General features: G+C 30.7%; 22 protein-coding genes. 15 read left to right on the top strand and 7 right to left on the bottom strand.

Annotated features, from left to right (window positions below; translation table 11 throughout):
- Positions 1–5 precede the first annotated feature (5 nt).
- The 3 genes from Q1A15_RS17220 to Q1A15_RS17210 all read left to right on the top strand — a co-directional run bounded on the left by Q1A15_RS17220 (position 6) and on the right by Q1A15_RS17210 (position 3087).
- A complete protein-coding gene (locus Q1A15_RS17220) occupies positions 6–779 on the top strand; it encodes a DUF6503 family protein (RefSeq protein WP_299626973.1) in 774 nt (257 codons plus the stop codon).
- Positions 780–910: 131 nt separating this feature from the next.
- A complete protein-coding gene (locus Q1A15_RS17215; RefSeq protein ID WP_299626970.1) occupies positions 911–2602 on the top strand; it encodes a sodium:solute symporter in 1692 nt (563 codons plus the stop codon).
- A 74-nt stretch (positions 2603–2676) separates the two neighbouring features.
- The gene (locus Q1A15_RS17210; protein ID WP_299626967.1) at positions 2677–3087 is read left to right on the top strand and encodes a hypothetical protein; all 411 of its coding nucleotides are present in this window, start codon (positions 2677–2679) and stop codon (positions 3085–3087) included.
- Between the two features lie 101 nt (positions 3088–3188).
- Here Q1A15_RS17210 and Q1A15_RS17205 read toward each other — a convergent pair whose 3' ends face one another.
- On the bottom strand, positions 3189–4034 hold the full coding sequence (locus Q1A15_RS17205) for a DUF2911 domain-containing protein (RefSeq protein ID WP_299626964.1): 846 nt from the start codon (positions 4032–4034) through the stop codon (positions 3189–3191).
- Positions 4035–4132: 98 nt separating this feature from the next.
- Here Q1A15_RS17205 and Q1A15_RS17200 point away from each other — a divergent pair, with 98 nt between their 5' ends.
- Positions 4133–4795: an MIP family channel protein gene (locus tag Q1A15_RS17200; protein WP_299626961.1), complete on the top strand. Its 663-nt coding sequence runs from the start codon at positions 4133–4135 to the stop codon at positions 4793–4795.
- 96 nt (positions 4796–4891) lie between these two features.
- Here the strand turns inward: Q1A15_RS17200 and Q1A15_RS17195 are convergent, their stop codons facing one another.
- The 5 genes from Q1A15_RS17195 to Q1A15_RS17175 all read right to left on the bottom strand — a co-directional run bounded on the left by Q1A15_RS17195 (position 4892) and on the right by Q1A15_RS17175 (position 10051).
- A complete protein-coding gene (locus Q1A15_RS17195) occupies positions 4892–6403 on the bottom strand; it encodes a retropepsin-like aspartic protease (RefSeq protein WP_299626958.1) in 1512 nt (503 codons plus the stop codon).
- An 83-nt stretch (positions 6404–6486) separates the two neighbouring features.
- Positions 6487–8127, bottom strand: a complete 1641-nt coding sequence (gene gldG / locus Q1A15_RS17190; RefSeq protein WP_299626955.1) for a gliding motility-associated ABC transporter substrate-binding protein GldG — start codon at positions 8125–8127, stop codon at positions 6487–6489.
- Entirely contained in the window at positions 8120–8839 is a 720-nt protein-coding gene (gene gldF, locus Q1A15_RS17185) for a gliding motility-associated ABC transporter permease subunit GldF (RefSeq protein WP_299626952.1), read from the bottom strand. Before gldF ends, gldG begins: the two co-directional genes overlap by 8 nt.
- Before the next feature lie 47 nt (positions 8840–8886).
- On the bottom strand, positions 8887–9183 hold the full coding sequence (locus Q1A15_RS17180) for an antibiotic biosynthesis monooxygenase family protein (protein WP_299626949.1): 297 nt from the start codon (positions 9181–9183) through the stop codon (positions 8887–8889).
- 10 nt (positions 9184–9193) lie between these two features.
- A complete protein-coding gene (locus Q1A15_RS17175) occupies positions 9194–10051 on the bottom strand; it encodes an SAM-dependent chlorinase/fluorinase (protein WP_299626946.1) in 858 nt (285 codons plus the stop codon).
- A gap of 118 nt (positions 10052–10169) precedes the next feature.
- Between Q1A15_RS17175 and Q1A15_RS17170 the strand changes: the two genes are divergently transcribed.
- The 3 genes from Q1A15_RS17170 to Q1A15_RS17160 are packed head-to-tail and all read left to right on the top strand — an operon-like array spanning position 10170 to position 12713.
- Positions 10170–11123 carry a PhoH family protein gene (locus Q1A15_RS17170; protein ID WP_299626943.1) on the top strand — a complete coding sequence of 318 codons (954 nt, stop codon included), beginning with the start codon at positions 10170–10172 and terminating at the stop codon, positions 11121–11123.
- Positions 11124–11125: 2 nt separating this feature from the next.
- Positions 11126–11734 (top strand): hypothetical protein, encoded by a 609-nt coding sequence (locus tag Q1A15_RS17165; protein WP_299626940.1) that lies wholly within the window; start codon positions 11126–11128, stop codon positions 11732–11734.
- A gap of 34 nt (positions 11735–11768) precedes the next feature.
- Positions 11769–12713, top strand: a complete 945-nt coding sequence (locus Q1A15_RS17160) for a phosphoribosylaminoimidazolesuccinocarboxamide synthase (protein WP_299626937.1) — start codon at positions 11769–11771, stop codon at positions 12711–12713.
- Positions 12714–12771: 58 nt separating this feature from the next.
- Here Q1A15_RS17160 and Q1A15_RS17155 read toward each other — a convergent pair whose 3' ends face one another.
- Positions 12772–13329 carry a fasciclin domain-containing protein gene (locus Q1A15_RS17155; protein ID WP_299626934.1) on the bottom strand — a complete coding sequence of 186 codons (558 nt, stop codon included), beginning with the start codon at positions 13327–13329 and terminating at the stop codon, positions 12772–12774.
- Here Q1A15_RS17155 and Q1A15_RS17150 point away from each other — a divergent pair.
- The 8 genes from Q1A15_RS17150 to Q1A15_RS17115 all read left to right on the top strand — a co-directional run bounded on the left by Q1A15_RS17150 (position 13328) and on the right by Q1A15_RS17115 (position 25042).
- A complete protein-coding gene (locus Q1A15_RS17150) occupies positions 13328–13831 on the top strand; it encodes a glyoxalase (RefSeq protein WP_299626931.1) in 504 nt (167 codons plus the stop codon). The genes Q1A15_RS17155 and Q1A15_RS17150 overlap by 2 nt on opposite strands.
- Positions 13828–14304, top strand: a complete 477-nt coding sequence (locus tag Q1A15_RS17145) for a hypothetical protein (protein WP_299626928.1) — start codon at positions 13828–13830, stop codon at positions 14302–14304. The genes Q1A15_RS17150 and Q1A15_RS17145 overlap by 4 nt, the downstream gene beginning before the upstream one ends.
- Positions 14305–14481: 177 nt before the next feature.
- Complete coding sequence (acs, locus tag Q1A15_RS17140) at positions 14482–16392, top strand: acetate--CoA ligase (protein ID WP_299626926.1); 1911 nt, start codon at positions 14482–14484, stop codon at positions 16390–16392.
- A 120-nt stretch (positions 16393–16512) separates the two neighbouring features.
- Entirely contained in the window at positions 16513–16974 is a 462-nt protein-coding gene (locus Q1A15_RS17135; RefSeq protein WP_299626924.1) for a (2Fe-2S)-binding protein, read from the top strand.
- Between the two features lie 11 nt (positions 16975–16985).
- Entirely contained in the window at positions 16986–19148 is a 2163-nt protein-coding gene (locus Q1A15_RS17130; protein ID WP_299626922.1) for a molybdopterin cofactor-binding domain-containing protein, read from the top strand.
- A gap of 309 nt (positions 19149–19457) precedes the next feature.
- Positions 19458–22910, top strand: a complete 3453-nt coding sequence (locus tag Q1A15_RS17125) for a pyruvate carboxylase (RefSeq protein WP_299626919.1) — start codon at positions 19458–19460, stop codon at positions 22908–22910.
- Positions 22911–22978: 68 nt separating this feature from the next.
- Complete coding sequence (locus tag Q1A15_RS17120; protein ID WP_299626916.1) at positions 22979–24232, top strand: aminotransferase class I/II-fold pyridoxal phosphate-dependent enzyme; 1254 nt, start codon at positions 22979–22981, stop codon at positions 24230–24232.
- A gap of 81 nt (positions 24233–24313) precedes the next feature.
- Positions 24314–25042 carry a DUF4294 domain-containing protein gene (locus tag Q1A15_RS17115; RefSeq protein WP_299626913.1) on the top strand — a complete coding sequence of 243 codons (729 nt, stop codon included), beginning with the start codon at positions 24314–24316 and terminating at the stop codon, positions 25040–25042.
- The last annotated feature ends 224 nt before the right edge of the window (positions 25043–25266 follow it).

Genomic DNA, 25266 nt, shown 5'->3' with positions numbered 1-25266 from the left:
AAAAAATGAAAAAACTAATCTTACTTTCGGCATTATCATTAGTTGTAATGTCGTGTAAACAAGAAGCAAAAAAAGAAGTTGAAACTCAGCCAAAGCAAGAAGTAAAAAAGGAAGATAACTTTCCGAAAGCTTTAGGTGAAGTTTTTGAAAAACATGGAGGTATCGATAAGTGGCGAAAAGCTAAAACGATGTCTTACAACGTAAATAAGCAAGACCACACTATTGATCTTCATACAAGAAAAACATTAGTACAAGGAGAAAATTTTTCTTTAGGTTTTAATGGGAAAGATGTTTGGTTAAGCCAAAAAGATTCTACAGCTTTTACTAGTAATCCTAAGTTTTATTACAACTTGTATTTCTACTTTTATGCGATGCCTTTTGTTTTAGCTGACGATGGAATTACATATTCTGAAGTTGATCCAATTGAGTTTGAAGGAGTAAAATATCCAGGTTATAAAATTTCTTATGGATCAAATGTAGGTACTTCTCCAGATGATAATTATTTTATTTATTTTAACCCAGAAAACAAGCAAATGGAATGGTTAGGATATACGGTAACTTACTTTACAAAAGAGCCTTCTGAGAAGGTTAGCTTAATCAGATATAATGATTGGGAAAATGTTAACGGTTTTATTTTACCAAAATCTATAACTTGGTACAAAAAAGATGATAAAGGTGTACCAAGTGAACCAGCAAGAGATCCAATTGCATTCTCTTCAGCATCAGTAAGTCAAGCGCCTTTAGCAGATAGTTTTTTTGAAAAACCAGTCAACAATTAATAACTAAAGAATTAAACACATGGGAAAAAAGTATATATGGAAAAAAGAGTACACAATGGTTTTGTTAGCAAATTTAGTGTACATTGTCTTCTTTTTAATTATTACAAACATATATACCAAATAACATTCTCATGCAAACTTTAGATTGGATTGTACTATCAATAACTTTATTGTTTATTGTGCTTTATGGAACTTGGAAAACAAGAGGAAGTAAAGATGTAGAACAATATATTAAAGGAGGAAACGACACAAAGTGGTGGACTATCGGTTTGTCTGTTATGGCAACACAAGCTAGTGCCATCACTTTTTTATCTACACCAGGACAAGCATTTCATAGTGGAATGGGATTTGTTCAATTTTACTTTGGTCTTCCGATAGCCATGGTAATTATATGTTTGGTATTTATACCAATTTATCACAAACTTAATGTGTACACTGCTTACGAATATCTAGAGAGCAGATTCGATTTAAAAACCAGAACATTAACAGCAATTTTATTTTTAATTCAAAGAGGTTTAGCTGCAGGAATTACCATTTTTGCACCTGCTATTGTTTTATCGGCTGTACTAGGATGGGATTTAATCACCTTAAATATTATTATCGGACTTTTAGTAATTATCTATACAGTTAGTGGAGGTACAAAAGCTGTAAGTGTTACGCAAAAACAGCAAATGGCTATCATTTTTGCAGGTATGTTTATTGCGTTTTATCTTATTTTACAATACTTACCAGATGGAATTACTTTTTCTGAAGCATTAAAGATTGCAGGAGCAAGTGACAAAATGAAAGTATTAGATTTTTCTTGGGATTTAAATAATCGTTACACGGTTTGGACAGGTTTCTTAGGTGGTACGTTTTTAATGTTATCTTACTTCGGAACTGATCAGAGTCAAGTACAACGTTACCTTTCAGGAAAATCGGTTCGTGAAAGTCAGTTAGGTCTTATTTTTAACGGATTATTAAAAGTACCAATGCAATTTTTTATTCTATTGGTAGGGGTAATGGTATTTGTTTTTTATCAGTTTAATAACTCGCCATTAAACTTTAATCCGAAAGCTCAAGAAGCAATAGCTAAATCAGAATATGTAGATCAATATAAAGCTCTTGAAGAAGAACATAAAGTAATTGAAGTTGTAAAAAGAAGTATGTTAGAAAACGGAATAACAGAAAATAATACAGCTAGATTACAAGAATTAAATGAACAGGATAAACAGATAAGAGAAAAGGCTAAATTATTAATTAATGAAGCAGATAAAGATGTAGAAACTAATGATAAAGATTATGTTTTTATCCATTTCATTTTAAATAATTTACCCAAAGGTTTAATAGGTTTATTACTAGCAGTTATCTTATCTGCAGCAATGTCTTCAACAGCGTCAGAATTAAACGCCTTAGCTTCAACAACTGCAATAGATTTATATAAAAGAAATGTAACTTCAGAGAAAAGCGACCAACACTATGTAAGTATGTCGAAATGGTTTACATTAGGTTGGGGTATTTTGGCAATTTTAGTGGCTTGTGTGGCGAACTTGTTCGATAATTTAATTCAATTAGTAAATATTATCGGATCAATATTCTACGGAAATGTATTAGGAATATTCTTACTAGCATTTTTCTTCAAGTTTGTAAAATCAAATTCCGTTTTTATAGCCGCAATAATCACGCAAATTATAATAGTTATAGTTTGGTATATAGATTTATTGCCTTATTTATGGCTAAACGCTTTAGGTTGCGGATTAGTTATGCTTATTGCATCTATAATTCAAGGAATCAATCCTTCAGAAGAAAATCCAGAATTAAACATTGAGAATATAGGAGAATAGTATTATTCTGTAAATTCTACATACAATTAGCTTCGAAAGTATTTCGAATAATATATTAGTTTATAAAACTATGTATGTATAAAGAAATTAATGAATATCAATTTTTTGATGGAGTAAATAGCTATAATGTCAATAAGAGTTACGACAATTGGTTATCTTCAATTGAGTATAATATTTATATCAAATCTCATGTTAAAATAGAGAAAACTCAAATAGATTTATTTGGTAGTAATACTAAGAAAATACAGCGTTTCTTTTTGCAAAATAAAGAGTTGTTTTCACAGTTAAACCAGACATTAAATTTTGTTATTGAAGAAAAAGAAGATCAAGTTAGAATTTACAAGAAGAAATTTAGTCAAGAAGATTACTATGTTGTTAATTCTATAATTAATAAAAAGTCTTATATAATCTTTTATAGCTTAGGAGGAAGTAAATCTGTTGAAAATATTACAATCCACAACGTTTTTATCAACGCTTCAAGATAAAGAAAAGTCCTTTATCAAAATTTTTGAAACATATTCTTAGAAAATAAAAAAACTCGAATTCTATGAATTCGAGTTTATACTTTTAATTTAATTGAGATATATTAAGCTCCCCATTCTTTAAGAGAGTCTTTATTTAATTTGATATAATCTTCATTTCCAGCTTTTTCAGCATGCATTAAAGAAGCCTTTGCAGCTTTAATAGCACCTTTCTTATCACCAGCTTTAGCGTGGATTAAAGACTGCTTACGTAAGAACCAAAAACGAGGTCTGTCGTTAGTCATTTCTACAGCTTTGTCAATCCATTGTTGTGCTTTAGCGATATCTTTACCTTCATCCATATAGTAAGATGCAGCAGCATAATAATCGTTAGCAGCAGGTCCAGCCATTACTTGATCAATACTAGCAGAAACAGCTTTATCAGTTGGAACGTCAAACTTAATACCAGCATAAACGTTTTCCCATAAAATTCCTAAAACAGCAGAACCATTTTTAACATCATCAATAGTAATTGTAAATGTTTCAATAGTCATTGGCATTTTTTCAACTTTAGCAGTTGTAGTTAAAGCAACTTTAGAATCGTCAAATTTTCTTGGAGTTCCCCAGTTGTTAGTATCGCTGTAGAACATTACTTCCCAAGAAGAAGCACCTGGCTTAGTAAAGATAGCATAAGAACCTTTCTTTAATGCCTTACCACCAATAGTAACATCATCACTAAAAGTAACAATAGTATTCTTGTTAGCTCCAGTTCTCCATAATTTTCCATAAGGAACTAAATTTCCAAAAACTTTTCTTCCTTTAACACCTGGTCTAGAGTATTCTACTTTAACTTCAGTTAAACCAACTGTTTGCTCTAATTTAGCAGAAGGACTAGGTTGAGGTGTCTTAATTTGTGCATTACTTGATAAAGTTAGCGAAGCTACAAATAAGCTTAAAAGTAATTTTTTCATGTTGATAAAAGTTTGTTTTTGTATTTCATAAAATTACGGCTAAATGAAATGATAAATGTTAACAAAAACTTAAAATACGAGATTGTATCTTTGCTGTCATGAAAAAATACATATCAGAATTTGTAGGAACTTTCGCACTTATTTTTTGCGGAACTGGAGCAATGACAATCAACGAAGTAACGAACGGATCTATTGGTCATGTTGGTATAGCAATTACTTGGGGGCTAATAGTTATGGCAATGATTTATGCTTTTGGTGAAATCTCTGGAGCACACTTTAATCCAGCTGTTTCTATATCTTTTGCTTATGCAAAGAAATTTCCTTGGAAAGAAGTACCGAAATATATTGTAGCTCAAATTTTAGGAGCAGTAGCAGCCAGTTTGTTATTGTTGTTTTTGTTTCCTGAAAGTGAATTTTATGGAGCAACCATTCCTTCAACAGACGCTATGCGGGCTTTTGTACTAGAATTATTACTTACATTCTTTTTAATGGTTACTATTATTAATGTTTCTACTGGAAGTAAAGAAGTAGGGGTGATGGCTGGTATTGCCATTGGTGGAGTTGTTTTGCTAGAAGCAATGTTTGCTGGACCAATAACCAAAGCTTCTATGAATCCTGCTCGTTCTATAGCACCAGCTTTAGTTTCTGGACATTTAGAGCATTTATGGTTATATATCGTTGCACCTATTATTGGAGCATTATTAGCTGTTGCTACTTGTAAGTTAGTAAAAGATGATAATTGCTGTGATGAAGGTTGTTAAATACTGAAAAGCAAAAGCATATGATATCTTGTGTTACGGGTTGATTAGGATTAAAATAATACAAGAAAAAAACTGTTAGTATAACAAAAAGAGATTCTAAATTATCCGTTTAGTACGAAATACAAGATTTTTTTCATGACCTTTTCCATCCAAATAGATGATGTTCAATTCGATATTTTCAGTATGTATTAACTCTCTTATTTTTTCTATTGTTTTAAATTTATTAACGGAGACAACCTCATAACCATTTTTTATCTGACTTTTATCTGTTTTATCTACATCAATAAAAAGGAGTTTATTTTTTTTCTTAACTATGAAAAAAGGTGTGCACAAATATTGAAAGGGTTTACTGTAAAAGTTGTTTCGTTTGTAATAAGCTTTGTTTTTTTTATAATCAAAAACCCAATTATATCTAGATATAATTCTATTACCTATTAATCCCATTTTTCCTAATTTACTTTTTGAAAAAAGAGTAGGAACATCGTTAAAAGTTTCGTTTAGGAAACTCATAGAAGCCACTGAAGTTAAAAAGGTTTTATGATGCCCTCCAATATCAGTACCAGTTTTCTCTTTTTTGGGTTCTAATTTCGATAAAATCTTATTTTTTTTAACAAACCTTCTACTTAAAAAGAAATTTCCTCCATATCCAGTATCAATAGACATTTTTCCTTTAATTACTTTCCCAGTTTCTAATTTCATTGTGGTATTAATTTCAGGAATACCATCTTTAGTGGAAAAAAAGAATGTATTATAACCTTGTGTGTTAAAATTAGAAATAGTGTTAGCAAAAGACATAGATTTTGTATTGAAATCTATTTTAATAACTAATGAAGATAATAGTTGAGATCCAATTATTCCGTCTATTTTAGTATCAAAATAATCAGAGATTTTTGATAAATCAACAGTTCCTGTGGTTAAGTTCTTGATAGTAATTTGATCACTTAATTTTAAGTTATTTATAGTTGTAATATAACCACCAGAATTATTTGAAACTCCATTGTATGTAATTCTTCCATTATTTGGAAGATTTAAATTTTGGGCTACTTTTTTATCAATTAATGTTATTTCAGCTCCAGTGTCAAGCATGAAATTTAACAAACGATTTTTTATTTTTACCTTAAAAACAATATAATTACGAAAAAGTTCAAAAGGTATTGAATTTGATGGAACTAGATCTTTTTGATCTTTGCTATTATCTGAAATGTGTTTAAGTTTTATAATATTTATTTCAGAAAATTTTCCCGATTCATTTAGAGTAAACGTGAAATCGTTTTTATGAGATTCCATTTTTAATCTTACCTTAATCTTATTGTTGATTTTTTTAATGGCTTTGTAACTGTAATTTTTGGATAACTCTACATTATTAGAAATAGTTTTAATTATTTCATCAACCCTATCTTTACCATAGCCAGAAATTAATATATCATTACTTAATAATTCTTGTGTCTTAATATTATCGCCAAGTGTGAGATATTTAAAAAGAAGTCTTATGTTTTCTTTCGCCATTATTTGGTAATTAAGCTGTTTTTTCTTTTGAAAAATAGCTTGACAATTAATAGAAAAGAAAATTGTAGCTATAAAAATGGTGAGCTTTATACGATGATTCATTTTCATTTTTTTATAAAACTACATAAAATTAATGAAAACCCTTTTGTACAGAATCGTAAGTGTGGTAAAAAAAGTTATAAGTACTATTGATACTTTTTCTTTCTTAAATAGTTGAAAACAAACCCGAATGCTAATAAAAGAGAAATAGGTAAAGCAATATTAAACAATTGCCAAAAGCTCTTTTCTTTGTACGCTCTTTTCTTATCTAAAACTCGAAGTTGAACAGATTTATTTTTTAAATCTATTAACCCGTTGTCATCTAAAAGGTAATCAATAGTATTTACGAGAAAATCTTTATTCCCAAAACGCTCTTGAGTCCATTTATCAACTCCTAAATCGTAAGGTTTACCCTTTAATAATTGATTTTTACCAATGTCTCCATCTGCAATAACAACCATTTTATTTGGAATAGATTTTTCAATATAACTCTTAGAATCAAAAGGTTTAGTTCGGCTACGATATGCAGATTCAAATTCACCTTCTAATAAAACAGCTAATAACTGACTTCCAGCAGCATATTCTTCTTGCTTAGGTTCATCTGTAATACTTTCTAACTCAATAATTTTAGGAGTTCCAGAAAGTTTTGTCAAAATAGAACTGACTAGTAAAGGTGTCTTTTTGATATTTTTTTGAAGTGTGTCTAATTGAGTTGCAAAACGTAAACGGATTGGAAGTACATTTTTTGTAGTTGGGTGATTTGGATTTCCAATCACTAAAGGATGATAAAACCAACTAAAGTTTTCAAATTGAGTTTGATTTCCAGCATTTCCAGCAGCTAAAGTAAGTTTAGATGCATTTAAATCTTGAACTAATTTATTGTTAACTCGAACTCCATAACTAAATAAAAGATCTGTCAAATTTAAATCTCTAGGAAACGCTAACATTTTTCCTTGATTGTATAAACTATCTGTATCTGCACTTAAATTATCGATCATCCATAAAGTTTTACCACCATTCATAATATATTGATCTAATGTCAATTTTTCTTGAGCGGTAAATTTCTTTGTTGGTTTAGCAATAATCGATAAATCGAATTTCTTTAATTGTGCTAATGTTTTTTCAGGATCATTTTTTACAGAGTCTAACGTAAATTTTGCAAGCCTGTATTTCTGACCTAATTCACTTAAGAAGCTATATAGTTTTATATCTTCAAGCTGACCAATTCCTGATAATAATGCAATAGTCTTAGGTTGCTCTTGTGTGATAAGTTGAATTCCATTTGCAAAAGAATGCTCTAAAGAAGCAACGGCATTTTCTAGTTGTTCTTCTTGAGTTTTAGCTAAAGTATTTGGTAATAATGATATTTTTTGAGAACGATTTTTGTAGAACAATTCAGCCCAAGGGAAAATAATAGCTTCAGAAAGTTTTCCGTCTTCTTCAACAGTTAACTGACTTGGCATCATGCCATTTTTAATTAACTCTTCACGAATATCATCTGGATTTATAAAACGAAAACGAACCTTTTTATTTTCAGCTTCTAGTTCTTCTAAAAATTGACGTGTTTCAATTTGTAAACGTTGAAATTCCGAAGGAAATTCTCCTTCTAAATATACATTTACAATTAAATCTGTATCTAATTCATCTAATAAATTAGTGGTAATATAAGATAACGTATATCGTTTGTCTTTAGTTAAATCGAAACGTTTGAAAAAAGAGTTGCTTAAGATGTTTACAAGTAAAACTCCTACAAGTACAAATATGATCTGTTTTAAATTCTTATTCATTTTCTAAGCGTGTTTTAGTGATGAATAAAAAGATGAATGTGATACTAACAAAATAAATTAAATCTCTAGTGTCAATCACTCCTCGGCTAATACTTTTAAAATGCTCGTTAAAACCAAAATTTCTAATGTAATAATCAGAACTCGTTAATAGGTTAGCAATAGAATCGAAACCGTAGAACATAAAGAATGAAATTACAATTCCTAGGATAAAAGCAATAATTTGATTTTTAGAAAGAGTAGAAGTAAATAAACCAATTGCAGTATAAGCAGCTGCAAGAAAAAGTAAACCAAAATAAGAACCTAATAAACTTCCTGTGTCTAAATTTCCTACAGGACTTCCCAATTCACTAATTGTGTAAACATAAGTAAGTGTTGGTAATAGCGCAATAAGAACCAATACTAATGATGCAAAGAATTTACCTAATACAATTTGCCAAGTCGTTAATGGTTTGGTTTTTAAAATTTCTATAGTTCCTAAATTATATTCATCAGCAAAACTTTTCATGGTTATTGCAGGAATTAGAAATAAAAATAACCACGGAGCTAAATAGAAAAATGAATTTAAATCGGCAAAACCAGCATTTAAAACATTAAAATTATCATTAAAAACCCACAGGAATAAACCATTTACTAATAAGAATACGCCAATAACCAAATAAGCTATTGGTGATCCAAAGAATGAATTCAGTTCTTTTTTTAAAATTGATTTCAAATGCTTTAATTTTTAGGAATACAAAGAATTAGCAAAGGCTAATTTAATTAGTCCAAACTTACAACTTTATCAACACTCCAAGCAAGAGGCTTATCGTTAAAAAAAACTTTAGTTTCTGCCCAGATAGATTTAAATAACTCAGAATTTCTATAATTTTCTAAATCTTGTTCTTCATTCCAGTAACTGTAAGTAAAGAAAATATTAGGTTTTGTTTTATCTCTGTATAATTCTAATAAACGACAACCAGGTGAGTTTCGTATATATTCTTTCTTCTTATCGAAATTAGCTAAAAAAGTTTCGATTTTTTCTGGCTGAAAGCTCATTTTAACAATGCGTACAAACATAGTTTTTCTATTAAACGGTTGTGAAATCAGGTTTTTCTTCTTCATGAAATTCCACAGAAATAGTATCTCTATAATGTAAACCGAGTAGAGAAGAAGCTCCTCCTACAGTTTTTAAATTACTTCTGTAAATAGCAATTTCTAGATAACCAGCAGTATTAAATAAAGCGAGTTTATTACCATCGTACTGGCGAATATCTTCTGTAGAAAAATCTACAATCTCATTATATTTTTTGAATATCTTTTTAAAAGTATATCGTCTAGCAGTAACAGTAAATTCTCTTCCTTTTCCAATTTCTTCAAAAGCTTTTTTACTGATATTACTAATTACATTACCATAATTATCAATATAAATAACGCCTCCAACAATAAGATTACGATCTTGATTTACTTTTGGTTGAATTTCTACTAGTTTCTTATGCGATTTAATTTCTTTTCCAATCACATCTAATTTACCACCTCTAGCTATAAAAGTTGCAACTTTTACAAATACATCGAGTACAGGAAAGCTAGTTTCTATATGATCGTGAATATTAATTTCTACAATCTTTGTAGGTTGTACTTCAGAAGCAATCATACAAATTACACCGTTATCCGGACAAATAAAATAATGTCCATCTAACTCTAAAGCAATATGTTTATTCTGTATACTTAACTCAGAATCAACACCAATAATATGAATTGTTCCTTTAGGAAAACTCTTGTATGCATTTTTTAATATATACGCAGTTTCAGTAATATTAAAAGGAGTAATATGATGCGTAATGTCTACAATTCTTGCTTCAGGTAACTCAGAGTATATTTCACCTTTAACAGCACCAACAAAATGATCCTTAAGGCCAAAATCAGTAGTTAAAGTAATTAGCGACATGTAATGCTTTAATTGTTAATTATTTTGTGAAAAACTCTAATGAAATTTAAGGCAAAGCTACATAAATGAATAAAATAATTACTACATTTAAACATAATAAAATTAAAAATTATAGCATTTGAACGAAAGAGTAATTGAACTAACGGAAATTAATCCTAAAGAATTCTTTGGAGCACAAAACAGTACAATTTCCTTATTAAAAAGTTATTTCCCTAAAATTAAAATTGTAGCTAGAGGTAATCAATTAAAAGTATATGGAGATCCTGAAATTTTAGACGAGTTTGAAAAACGATTAGAACGTTTAATAAAGTACTTCAATAAATATAATAAGTTAGATGAAAATAGCATTGAACGTATTTTAACTTCTAATGGTAAAGAAGAAGACGAAAGAAAGTTTGGCGATAAAAGTGATATTCTAGTTCATGGGGTAAGTGGTAAAATAATTAAACCACAAACAGAGAATCAACGTAAAATGGTTCAATTAATGAAAGAGAACGATTTATTATTCGCTGTCGGTCCTGCAGGAACAGGTAAAACCTATACTGCGGTAGCTTTAGCAGTTAAAGCATTAAAAGAAAAAGACGTTCGACGAATTATTTTAACACGTCCTGCTGTTGAATCGGGTGAAAATCTAGGGTTTTTACCAGGAGATTTAAAAGAAAAGTTAGATCCTTATATGCAACCATTATATGATGGTTTACGTGATATGATTCCTTCGGAAAAATTACAAGCTTATATCGAAAACGGAACAATTCAAATTGCTCCATTAGCTTTTATGCGTGGTCGTACTTTAGATAATGCCTTTGTGATTTTAGATGAAGCACAAAACACTACACATGCACAAATGAAAATGTTTTTAACTCGTATGGGTAGAAATGCAAAATTTGTGATTACTGGTGATCCTGGACAAATAGATTTACCTCGTAAACAAGTTTCTGGTTTAAAAGAAGCTTTATTAGCCTTAAAAAATATTGAAGGTGTTGGACAAATTTATTTAGACGATAAAGATGTAGTAAGACACAGATTGGTAAGAAAGATTATTACTGCTTATAAGAGTATAGAAACCGAATAATTTTGATTTTTAAAAAACTAAGTTTACAAGAGAATTTCTATGTTTTATACGTTTACTTTATTCTGTTAGGAATAGTAAGTGACGCGCTTTTTTATGCCGTGTTAGGAATTAAATATTTAAACTATGTATCTATTTTAGATGCTTTAATATCTCCTTTTAGTTTACTGACAGATAGTTTAAAGTTAACGCTTATCTTACTTACCTGTTTCTTTCTATTATATAAGTATGTAACTAAATGGTCGTATGCATTCCACAAAAAGTATAAACACAAAAAGTGGTATGGAAAAATGCATAACTTAGAACGTAGAGAAAAAGCATTTAAAGATTTAGAAGAGAAAAAAGGATTAGCTGAAGGATTACTGTTTTTGTTTTTTCTTTTGTTTGTTTCCTTGAGATTAGGAATGGGGTTAGGAAGAAATCATAAAATCAAAACAAAAGAAATTAAACCTAATTATAAATTGATATTTAAGGATAATTCTCAAAAAGACGTACAAGTTATCGGTCAAAATAGCTCGTTTATATTTTATGTTGAGCAAAAAGAAAAAGTGGTTTCTGTGACACCAATTTCCGATAATATTAAGCAGATAAAAAGAATTCCTAAAAAAGATTAAAAAGTTTACTTTTGCGGTTTACAACAACGCAACAATGAATACAATAAACGAAACAAACTTCAATTTTCCTGGGCAAAAGTCAGTTTACAAAGGAAAGGTAAGAGAAGTCTATAATATAAACGATGAGCAATTAGTAATGATTGCTTCCGATAGATTATCTGCTTTTGATGTAATTATGCCTCGTCAAATTCCTTTTAAAGGTCAGATTTTAAATCAGATTGCTACTAAGATGATGAATGATACAGCTGATATTGTTCCGAACTGGTTAATGGCTAATCCAGATGAAAATGTAGCTGTTGGTCATTTATGTGAGCCTTTTAAAGTTGAAATGGTTATTCGTGGATATTTATCTGGTCATGCAGCACGTGAATATAAAGCAGGAAAAAGATTGCTTTGTGGTGTAGTTATGGTTGAAGGAATGAAGGAAAATGACAAATTTCCAGAGCCAATTATCACGCCTTCAACAAAAGCCGATAATGGTGAGCACGATGAAGATATTTCTAGAGAAGATATTTTAGCAAAAGGAATTGTTTCTGAAGAAGATTATATAGTTCTTGAAGATTACACAAGAAAATTATTCCAACGAGGAACTGAAATTGCAGCGAAACGCGGGTTAATTCTAGTTGATACAAAATATGAGTTTGGTAAAACAAAAGATGGTAAAATTGTATTGATAGATGAAATTCATACACCAGATTCTTCTAGATATTTCTATGCAGATGGTTATCAAGAAAGACAAGATAAAGGAGAAAAGCAAAAACAATTATCGAAAGAGTTTGTTCGTCAATGGTTAATTGAAAACGGATTTCAAGGTAAAGATGGACAACAGATTCCTGAAATGAGTGACAAAAAAATCCTTGAAATTTCTAATCGTTACATAGAATTATATGAGCAAATTACAGGAGAGAAATTTGTGAAGGCAAATACTGAGAATATTTCTGAAAGAATAGAAAAAAATATCACAGCATATTTAAAATAAATAAAAAGAGAAGTTGAAAAAACTTCTCTTTTTTTGATTCCGGGGAGAATTGAATTTTTTATTCAGGCATTACTACGCTGTCTATAGCATGAATAATTCCGTTACTAGCAGAAACATCAGTAATAATTACTTTAGAAATATTTCCTTTAGCGTCTTTCAAAAGAACATTTCCATCTTTGATCATTGCAGTTAATTCGTTTCCTTGAACTGTTTTAATTACAAATTTTCCACCATTAGCTTTTATAGCTCCTACTACTGCTTTAGCATCAAACTTTTCAGCAACAACATGGTAAGTTAAAATAGAAGTCAATAATTTTTGGTTTTCTGGCTTTAAAAGAGTTGGTATAGTTCCTTCTGGTAATTTTGCAAATGCATCATTTGTTGGGGCAAATACTGTGAAAGGTCCTTTTCCACTTAAAACATCAACTAATTTTGCTGATTTTACAGCAGCTACTAATGTGCTAAAGTTTTCGTTAGATGCAGCTACACCAACAATAGTTTTAGCTTCCTTTTTGTTTACTTCTTTTTTTACAGGATCAGTTGTAGGCTCATTGTTATAAGCGAAAACTAAAGAAAAAGAGAATAAAAATAGTAATACTAAGTTTTTGGTTTTCATGATTTTAGATTTAAATTTTTTACGAAGTTATGGCTTAACTAAATATAAAATGTTTAATATTTTATTAAAAAGATTAAACAAAAATATTTTTATCTTTGATTTCAGAAAATTTGAACTAATGATTTCTAAAAAAGATATACGTCCAGAATTGAATTTATCATCTTTAACACCTGATGAAAACTTTCAAAACAAAGTATTGCGACCAATTTTAAAATTGCAACACGATATTTTAATACTGACATTTAAAAACTGGTGTATAAAGCTAAAAGTAAAACTATCGGATATTAAAAAAGATAACTTTCGAGAGTTTTTAGACAAATCGTTCTCTAAAAATATTGTTATTAGAAATCTTATCCTTGGAATAATAATAGGACAGTTTACTTCTGATGAATTTTTAGAATATCAAAAAAATGCTTCAGAATATAATCGAAGAATATTTACCATGGCTAAACAAAGACTTTTTGATAGTTTTGATGAAATTAAGAAAGACGGTAATTCATGAAAGCAGCTTCAATAAAAACAATCAAAGACGAATTAAAACATAAAACTTCTTCAGAATTATTAGAATTGTGTCTTACATTAACTCGTTTTAAAAAAGAAAATAAAGAATTGCTAACGTATTTATTGTTTGAAGCTCACGATGAAGATAGATATATTGAAACTGTAAAATTAGAAATAGACGAAATGTTTAGTGACATAAACACGAAAAGCTTTTTCTATGTCAGAAAGAGCGTTCGTAAAATCTTGACTTCAATAAAAAAACAAATTCGTTATTCTAAAAAGAAAAGTACAGAGGTAGAGTTATTATTGTATTTCTGTTTAAAACTGAAACATTTTAAACCTTCAATAAAAAGAAGTCCGAGACTTCAAAAAGTATTCGAAACTCAAATTCGATTAGCTAAAAAAGCAATGCTGACTTTACACGAAGATTTACAATACGATTACAATATGTTGTTAGAAGAGATTGAGAATTAAACTACTTCTATGTAATTATTCGATATGTCTAATAAATAAGCTTTTTTACAAGAATAAAAGAGTTAAAATTATTAATTATTGCTTTTCGATTTAAACTGTATTTTTCTTAAGATTTGTTACTAAATATTATTGATGTTCTAATAAAAACAATAAATTTATGGAACAAATAAATCGAGCATGAGTAACTACCATATAAAAAACTTAGAAGAATATTTTCAAGTATATAGAAGATCAGTAAGAAACCCAGAAAATTTTTGGGAAGAAATTGCTGAAGAACATTTTCTTTGGAGAAAAAGATGGAATAATGTTTTAAGTTGGGATTTTACTAAGCCTGAAGTAAAATGGTTCGAAGGAGCAGAATTAAATATTACAGAAAATTGTATCGATCGCCATTTAGTAACTAGAGGCGAAAAAACAGCAATACTTTTTGAACCTAATAATCCAGACGAAGCTGCAGAACATATTACATATCGCGATTTATACAAAAGAGTAAATAAATTAGCTAATGTTTTAAAATCAAAAGGAATTAAAAAAGGAGATCGTGTTTGTATCTATTTACCAATGATTCCAGAACTTGCTGTTTCTCTTTTAGCTTGTGCAAGAATCGGAGCGATACATTCCGTTGTTTTTGCTGGTTTTTCTTCTACAGCATTAGCTACAAGAATTAATGATGCCGAATGTAAAATGGTAATTACTTCAGATGGTTCTTACAGAGGAAGCAAAACGATAGATTTAAAAGGTATTGTGGATGAAGCTTTAGAAGAATGTCCTTGTATAGAAAACGTTTTGGTTGTAAAAAGAATCAATTCAGAAATAAATATTGTTGAAGGAAGAGATCAATGGTTACAACCATTATTAGATGAAGCTTCAGATGAATGCGAAGCAGAAATTATGAATGCAGAAGATCCTCTTTTTATACTGTATACTTCTGGTTCTACAGGAAAGCCAAAAGGAATGTTACATACAACAGCGGGTTATATGGTATATACTGCGTACACATTCAAAAATGTTTTTAAGTACAGAGAAAATGATGTGTATTGGTGTACCGCAGATATTGGTTGGATTACAGGCCATAGTTACATTGTATACGGACCGTTAGCAAATGGAGCAACAACTGTAATGTTTGAAGGAGTTCCTAGTTACCCAGATTATAGTCGATTTTGGCAAATTGTTGAAAAACACAAAGTAAATCAGTTTTACACAGCGCCAACAGCGATTAGAGCATTAGCAAAAGAAGGTTTATCTCATGTAGAATCAAGTGATTTATCATCATTGAAAATTTTAGGAACCGTTGGAGAACCTATTAATGAAGAAGCTTGGCATTGGTACGATGATAATATCGGGAAAAGAAAAAGTCCAATTGTAGATACATGGTGGCAAACAGAAACTGGTGGAATTATGATTACTCCGATTCCTTTTTCTACACCAACAAAACCAACTTACGCAACATTGCCATTTCCTGGAATCCAACCTGCATTAATGGATGCTGAAGGAAATGAAATTAAAGGAAATCAAGTAGAAGGACGATTATGTATCAAATTTCCTTGGCCTTCAATGGCGAGAACAATTTGGGGAAATCATGAACGCTATAGAAATACATATTTCTCAACTTTTGAAAATAAATATTTTACAGGAGATGGAGCTTTACGAGATGAAGTTGGTTATTATAGAATTACGGGTAGAGTAGATGATGTGATTATTGTTTCGGGACATAATTTAGGAACCGCTCCAATAGAAGATGCAATTAACGAACATCCTGCTGTTGCAGAATCAGCTATTGTTGGGTTTCCACATGATATTAAAGGAAATGCATTATATGGTTATGTGATTTTAAAAGACACAGGTGAATCTCGTAATCATGAAAACTTAAGAAAAGAAATTAATCAAATTATAACCGAGCAAGTCGGACCAATTGCAAAATTAGATAGAATTCAGTTTACACAAGGATTACCAAAAACACGTTCCGGAAAAATCATGAGAAGAATTTTAAGAAAGATTGCTTCAAATGATATTAGTAATCTAGGTGATACGAGTACTTTACTAAATCCAGAAGTCGTTCAAGGTATAATAGATGAGGTTTTAGTGTAAACTATTTAGCGCTATCTTATGTTTAGAACTGTATTAAATAATTCTTAAAAGGAACATAGCTACTTTCGGGTAGCTATTTTTTTTGTAACTTATTTACCTCAATTATAAACCAACAAATAAATGCCAACCTATAATCTAAAAATCAACGGTGAATTGGTTACAGTTACTGCCGATTCAGATACCCCTTTACTTTGGATATTAAGAGATGAATTAAATTTAGTAGGAACAAAATTTGGATGCGGTATAGCTCAATGTGGTGCTTGTACTGTTCATTTAGATGGCGTAGCTACTAGAAGTTGTCAATTACAAGTCTCTATTTTAGATAAAGAAGAAATTACAACTATAGAAGGACTTTCCAAAGAAGGAGATCATCCTTTACAAGAAGCTTGGAAAGAAGTTGATGTTCCACAATGCGGATATTGTCAAGCTGGACAAATTATGACTGCTGCTTCTTTTCTAAAAGAAAATCCAAATCCTACTTCAACAGAAATTAGAGAAGCAATGCATGGAAACATTTGTAGGTGTGCATCGTATAACAGAATAGAAAAAGCTGTAGCTGTAGCTGCTAAAAAAATGTCTTAAATCTAATTATCATGAGTACAGAACAAAATAATATCAGATTTAGTAGAAGAAACTTTTTAAGAACTTCAGCGCTAGCAAGTGGAGGAATGTTAGTTGGTTTTAATTTATTCACGGCATGTAAACCAGAAGCAAAACCAGCTGTAGATATTGCAAATTTAAATTTCAACGATTTTAATGCTTTTATCAAAATAGCAGATAATGGTTATGTAACTATTTTTTCTCCAAATCCAGAAATTGGTCAAGGAGTAAAAACGGCAATGCCAATGATTATTGCTGAAGAATTAGATGTAGAATGGGATAAAGTGCATGTTGCACAAGCAAAATATAACAAGAAAGAATACAAACGTCAGGTTGCAGGAGGAAGTCAGTCAATTCGTTTTGGTTGGGATGCATTACGTCAAACAGGAGCTACTACAAAGCAAATGTTAATTAATGCTGCTGCTGCAAAATGGGGAGTTGATGCAAACACTTGTAAAGCTTCAAAAGGAATTATAACAAATGCAAACGGAGATACATTAGGTTATGGAGAAGTTGTAAGTGAAGCAGCTGCTTTGGAGGTTCCAGAAAATGTAACTTTAAAAAAGCCATCAGAATATACGATTATAGGAAAAGATGCTTTAAATGTTGATTTAGATAACATTGTTACAGGTAAGCCTTTGTTTGGTTTAGATTATAAAGCTGATGGAATGGTGTATGCTTCGGTACTTCGTCCACCGGCATTCGGACAAAAATTAGAGAGTTTTGATGATGTTGAAGCTAAAAAAGTAAATGGAGTTTCAGATGTAATTAAGTTTGGAGATAAAATAGCTGTAATTGGTTCAAATACTTGGGCAGCTATGAAAGGTAAAAAAGCATTGAAAGCTGTTTGGAGTGACGATCAAAATTTAGAAAGTACCGTAGATCATAACAAAGAATTGATTGAGATTTTAGACGGAAAAGAATTTGATACCAGAAGAGAAGATGGAAATGTAAAGAAAGCTTTTGCAGAAGCAGATAAAGTTTTAGAAAGAACTTACGATTCTCCTTTCTTACCTCATAACTGTATGGAACCAATGAATTTTTACGCTAATGTTACAGCTGAGAAGATTCATTTAGTTGGACCAATTCAAACACCGCAATGGACAGCTGGTAGAGTTGCTCAGTTATTGAAAAGAAAAGAAGAAGAAATTGATCTTGAAATGACAAGAATGGGTGGTGGATTTGGAAGAAGATTATATGGTGATTTTGCTCTAGAAGCAGCTGAAATCTCAAATCTAGCTAAAAAACCAGTGAAAGTTGTTTTCTCTAGAGAAGATGATATGACAGATGGAATTTATCGTCCGGCAATTAAATATAGAATTGCAGCATCAATTAAAGGTGGAAAATTAACAGGATATCATTTAAAAGAAGCAGCGATTAATAGTAATATGTACGATTTAATTCCGAATTTCTTTCCTGCAGGATGTATTCCGAATTATAAAGTATCTACAAAAAGTTATAAGAGTGATATCACAACAGGAGCATGGAGAGCTCCGTATACAAATTTCTTAGCTTTTGCTGAACAAACTTTTTTTGATGAATTAGCTGAAGAATTAAAGAAAGATCCAGTTGAGTTACGATTAGAATTATTGCAGAATGTAAAAGGTTCTAAAGATGAAAAGATCGAGTACTCAGGAGAGAGAATGGAGAATACGATAAAATTAGCCGCTGAAAAATCAAACTGGAAAGAACAAAAAGAAGGAGTTTTTAAAGGTTTTGCTGCTTATTATAGTCATAATACGCATGTTGCCGAGGTTGCCGAAATAGAAATGAAAGATGGTTTACCTGTTGTGAAGAAAATTACTGCTGCTGTAGATTGCGGAATTTTAATTAATCCAACAGGAGCGATTAATCAAATTCAAGGAGGAGTTTTAGATGGAATCGGTCATGCTATGTATGGAGATTTATCTTTTGAGAACGGAAAACCTTCGCATAAAAATTTCGATACTTATCGTTTAATTAGAATGAATGAAACGCCTCAAGTAGATGTTCATTTTGTGAAAAATGAATTGTCACCTACAGGACTTGGAGAACCAGGATTGCCACCAGCTGGTGGTGCTGTAGCAAATGCAATCTACAAAGCACTAAAAAGTAGACTTTATAAACAGCCTTTTATTAAAGAGTTTAATGCTGATAAAAGTGAAGTTTTAAGTTAAATTATTAAACATATTAAATATAAAAGATGTCTTTTTTAGACATCTTTTTGTATTTTAAGATGAGTATTTAATAAAATTAAAAATTACGAAAACGTTTTTCATTTTTCTGGTGTAAACGCAGGATTTGCTAAAATGTTAAATTGATAAAAAAATAATACGAAATCGTTTTTTTATCGATACAAATTTTACGAATTTGTTAAAATATTGATTTTATTGATACAAAAACGACCTTTTATTGAGAAAAAAAATCAAATTGATTTAACTTTGGAGGATAACAAATCAAGAACAAATTACAACAAAAAACGAGGAATGAAAATCAACAAAGTTTTAGTAGCGAATCGAGGGGAAATTGCAATTAGAGTTTTTAGAGCCTGTGTAGAAGTAGGTATAAAAACCGTTGGAATTTACACCTATGAAGATCGATATTCTTTACACAGGTACAAAGCAGATGAATGTTATCAAATTGGTGACGACAACGAACCTTTAAAACCTTACTTGGATATTGATGCTATCATTAAGGTTGCTGTAGAGAATAATGTAGATGCGATTCACCCAGGATATGGATTCTTATCTGAGAATGCAGAATTCGCACAGAAATGTGAAGACAACGGAATTATTTTTGTCGGACCAAAAGTTTCTGTTTTAAAAGCTTTGGGTGATAAAATAACCGCTAAAGAAGTAGCAGTAGCAAACAATGTTCCTATTATTCAAAGTAGTGATAAGGATTTAACTTCTGTTGAAATTGCATTAGAGGAAGCTGAGAAAATTAGTTATCCTGTAATGTTAAAAGCGGCTTCAGGTGGTGGAGGTAGAGGTATGAGAGTAATTCGTAATGCCAATGATCTTAAAAAAGCTTACCCAGAAGCGCAAAGAGAAGCGTTAAACGCTTTCGGAGACGATACAGTTTTCTTAGAAAAGTTTGTTGAAAATCCAAAACATATCGAAATTCAAATTGTAGCCGATACTCATGGAAACATGGTACACTTATTTGAAAGAGACTGTTCTGTGCAAAGAAGATATCAAAAAGTAATTGAAATTGCTCCGTCTTACGGATTACCACAAGAAATTAAAGATAACTTATATCAATATGCATTAGATATTTGTGGAGCTGTTAATTATAACAATATTGGTACTGTCGAATTTTTAGTTGATGAAGATAATAGTATCTATTTCATTGAAGTAAATCCTAGAATTCAGGTAGAGCATACAGTTACTGAAATGGTAACAAATATTGATTTAGTAAAAACACAGTTATTTATAGCTGGAGGTTATAAATTATCAGATACACAAATAAAAATACCAAGTCAAGAATCAATTGTTGTAAATGGTTATGCTTTACAATGTAGAATTACTACTGAAGATCCAGCAAATGATTTCAAACCAGATTATGGTGTTGTAACGACTTATAGAAGTGCTTCTGGATTTGGAATTCGTTTAGATGCGGGTAGTATTTATCAAGGAGTGAAAATTTCTCCATTCTTTGATTCAATGCTGGTAAAAGCTTCTGCAAGAAGTAGAACTTTAGATGGAGCATGTAGAAAGATGTTACGTGCTTTGATAGAGTTTAGAGTAAGAGGTGTAAAGACTAATATTGCTTTTTTACAAAATATTTTAAAGCATGAAACTTTTAGAGAAGGAAAAGTAACGGTTAACTTTATTAAAAATGAACCTAAACTTTTTGAATTTAATGAGCCGAAAAACAGAGCAAATAAAATAATTAACTTTTTAGGAGAGGTAATAGTAAACGGAAATCCTGATGTTAAAAAGATCGATCCGACTCACAAATTTCCAACACCTAAAATACCTGCATTTTCTAAATTAGAAAAGCATCCAAAAGGAACCAAAGATTTATTAACTGAATTAGGCCCAGAAAAATTCGCAGAGTGGTTAAAGAAAGAAAAGAAGATTCACTTTACTGATACTACCATGCGTGATGCGCATCAAAGTTTATTAGCAACTAGAATGCGTACTATAGACATGCTAAAAGTAGCAGAAGGTTATGCGAAAAATTTCCCAGATATCTTTAGTATGGAAGTTTGGGGAGGAGCAACTTTCGATGTTTGTATGCGATTTTTACAAGAAAATCCGTGGGAAAGACTTGCATTACTTCGTGAGGCAATGCCTAATGTATTATTACAGATGTTAATTAGAGGTTCAAACGGAGTAGGTTATACCGCTTATCCAGATAATTTAATTGAAAAGTTTGTAGAAAAGTCTTGGGAAACAGGTGTAGATGTGTTTAGAATTTTCGATTCATTAAACTGGATGAAATCTATTGAACCATGTATTAAACATGTTCGAAATAAAACTCAAGGTTTAGCAGAAGCTTCTATTTGTTATACTGGAGATATTTTAAATCCAAGTAAAACAAAATACGATCTTAAATATTATATTCAATTAGCAAAAGATATTGAAAATGCTGGTGCTCATATTTTAGGAGTAAAAGATATGGCTGGTTTATTAAAACCAAAAGCAGCTTACGAATTAATTTCAGCATTAAAATCAGAGATTAATATTCCAATCCATTTACATACACATGATACTTCTTCAATACAATCGGCTTCTTATTTGAAAGCAATTGAAGCGGGGGTAGATGTTGTTGATGTTGCTTTAGGTGGATTATCAGGATTAACTTCTCAACCAAACTTTAACTCTATGGTTGAAATGTTACGTTTCAATGAAAGAGAAAATCCGTTAGATGCACAAAAACTTGCAGAATATTCTAATTACTGGGAAACAGTAAGAGGATATTACTATCCATTCGAATCTGGATTAAAAGCTGGAACAGGAGAAGTGTACGAGCATGAAATTCCTGGTGGACAGTATTCTAACTTAAAAGGTCAAGCAATTGCTTTAGGTTTAGAAGATAAGTTTACAGAAGTTACAAAGATGTATGGTGAAGTAAACCAAATGTTTGGAGATATTATTAAAGTAACGCCAAGTTCTAAAGTTGTAGGAGATATGGCGCAATATATGATTAATAATGATTTAACTACTGATGATGTTTTAGAACGTGGAGAAACAATTTCATTTCCTCAATCTGTAATTGGATTCTTTAAAGGAGATTTAGGTCAGCCAGTAGGTGGTTTCCCTGAGAAATTACAAAAGATCATCTTAAAGAATGAAAAGCCTTATACAGAAAGACCAAATGAACATTTAGCGCCTATTGATTTTGAAAAAGAGTTTGCTGAATTCAAAGAGAATTTCTCTAAAGGAATGGGACGTGATTTAGAGGTTACAGATTTCTTATCATTTAAATTATATCCAAAAGTATTTACAGATGCATACAACAAGCATTTGAAGTTTGGAAATGTAATGAATATTCCAACTAAAAACTTCTTCTTCGGATTAGATGTAGGAGAGGAGATTATGGTAGATATAGAATCAGGAAAGAAAGTATTAATTTCTTTAGTGCATAAAACTGATGCCGATGAAAACGGTAATGTAACAGTTTTTTTCAAAATTAATGGTCAAATGAGAGTTGTTGCTATCAAAGACAATTCAATTACTGTTGATAAAGTGGAAAATGTAAAAGTAGATTCAAATGATGAAAATCAAATTGGAGCGCCGTTACAAGGATTATTATCTTCTGTTTTGGTAAAAGAAGGAGATATCGTACAAGAAAATCAACCGTTATTTATAATCGAGGCCATGAAAATGGAAACTACAGTTACCGCTGTACACAGAGGAATCATTGAAAAAGTTCACTTATCAGGAGGAACTTTAGTAGATACAAATGATTTGGTAATAAAAATAAAGTAAGTCTTAGTTAAGTTTTTGATATACCCTTAAAAAAACTTAGTTTTGCTGTCCAAATATGTAATGTTAATATGGTAAGTGATTTATTTGATAGAATTAAGAGTGATAAAGGGCCTTTAGGTAAGTGGGCCGATAAAGCCGAAGGATATTATGTTTTTCCAAAATTAGAAGGACCTATTTCAAATAGGATGAGCTTTAATGGAAAACCTGTAGTTACTTGGAGTATTAATGATTATTTAGGTTTAGCAAATCATCCGGAAGTTTTAAAAATAGATGGAGAAGCTGCTCACGAACACGGTATGGCTTACCCTATGGGAGCTAGAATGATGTCTGGTCATACTAAATACCATGAGCAGTTAGAACAAGAATGTGCAGAATTTGTTGGTAAAGAAGCTTCATACTTGGTAAACTTTGGTTATCAAGGTATGGTTTCGGCAATCGATGCTTTAGTTTCTAAAGATGATATTATTGTTTATGATATGGATACACATGCATGTATTATCGATGGAGTTCGACTACATGCTGGGAAGAGATTCGTATATAGACATAATGATATAGAAAGTTGTGAGAAGAACTTAAAGCGTGCTACAAAAATGGCTGAGAAAACTGGAGGAGGTATTCTTTTAGTTTCTGAAGGTGTTTTTGGAATGCGTGGTGAGCAAGGTCGCTTAAGAGAAATTGTAGCTTTAAAAGAAAAATACAATTTCAGATTATTAGTAGATGACGCTCATGGTTTCGGAACATTAGGTGAAGGTGGAAGAGGAACTGGTTTCGAGCAAGGAGTTCAAGATGGTATCGATGTGTACTTTGCAACTTTTGCAAAATCGATGGCTGGTATCGGAGCATTTTTCGCTGGAGATAAAGATGTAGTTCAGTACTTACAATATAATATGCGTTCTCAAATGTTTGCAAAGTCTTTACCAATGCCAATGGTAAAAGGAGCTTTAAAACGTTTAGATATGATTCGTACAATGCCAGAGCTTAAAGATGAGTTATGGGATATTACGAATGCTTTACAATCTGGATTAAGAGAAGCTGGTTTCGATTTAGGAACTACACAAACATGTATTACTCCTGTATATTTAAAAGGAGATATACCAGAAGCTATGGCTATGGTTCACGATTTACGAGAAAATCATGGTGTTTTCTGTTCTATTGTGGTGTATCCTGTTATTCCTAAAGGAATGATCATTTTACGACTAATACCAACTGCACGTCATACTTTAGATGATGTATCGGAAACTATAACAGCATTTACTGCAATACGTGAAAAGTTATCCAACGGAACGTATAAAAGAATAGCAGAAGCTATTATGACAGCATAAAAAACAAAAACTCGTGATATCCATCACGAGTTTTTTAATTAAAAACAATAACTTTGGAATCGTATTTGCGTTTATCGAATCATGAAAAAGTTTTTTTTACTTCTTATTTTAATTTCTTTTAATCTTGATGCTCAAATCAAAGATTCTATCCCAGATTTTTCTGAAGATTATTTCTTAGTGAAAGATGGAGACACATTAATGATAAAGTTAGAAGAGGTTCCTGTGTTGCCAAAACATAAATTCAAATCACGAGTTGATATGAATTACTATTATTGGTTTCGTAAGAAGGTTTTTAAAGCATATCCATATGCTGCTTTAGCGTCAAAGCGAATTGATAGTTTAAAATTACGATTAAACAGAATCGAATCGAAGAGAAAGAAGCGCAAATATGTTAAGCGCGTTCAGAAGTATTTGGAGGAGGAGTTGACTGATCAGATAAAGAAGATGACACGTACTGAGGGTCGTTTACTGATAAAGTTGATTCATCGTCAAACAGGCAAGACCGTTTTTAATAACATTAGGGAGTTTAGAAGTGGATGGAAAGCATTTTGGTATAACACTACAGCCAATGTTTTTAAACTATCTTTAAAAGATGAATATCATCCTGAATCTGTAAATGAAGATTATTTAATAGAAGATGTTCTGCAGAGAGCATTCATAGATGAGTCATTAGAACCACAGCCTTCAAAACTAGAAATAGATTCTTATAAGATTTTAGAGAGTAGGAGAGGAGAGATTAATGTAGAAAAGTATAAGGAGATGTTTGCTAAGATGCGTAAAAAACGCAAGAAGAAGAAAAAGAAGAAGTAATTCTTGGGATAAAAAGAGATAAAAAGTACTTCATTTATTTATTTTTTGATGTTTTAAAGAAACATTGACATTACTTAAAATCCCTTCATTTTCTATTATTATTTTTAGTTTGTTTATTTAGTTCAAAAAAGTCAAAATCACAAATCGTTGATTAGTTGTTTATTATGAAAAACTTTCAAAAAAAGTGTAATTTTTTGGTTTAAAAGTTTGGTGGGATTGAAAAG

Origin of the sequence: uncultured Tenacibaculum sp., assembly GCF_947495995.1 — a bacterium.
GTDB lineage: Bacteria > Bacteroidota > Bacteroidia > Flavobacteriales > Flavobacteriaceae > Polaribacter.
Note: the sequence above shows the minus strand (reverse complement) of the source record. Positions and strands in the feature narration are given on the sequence as shown.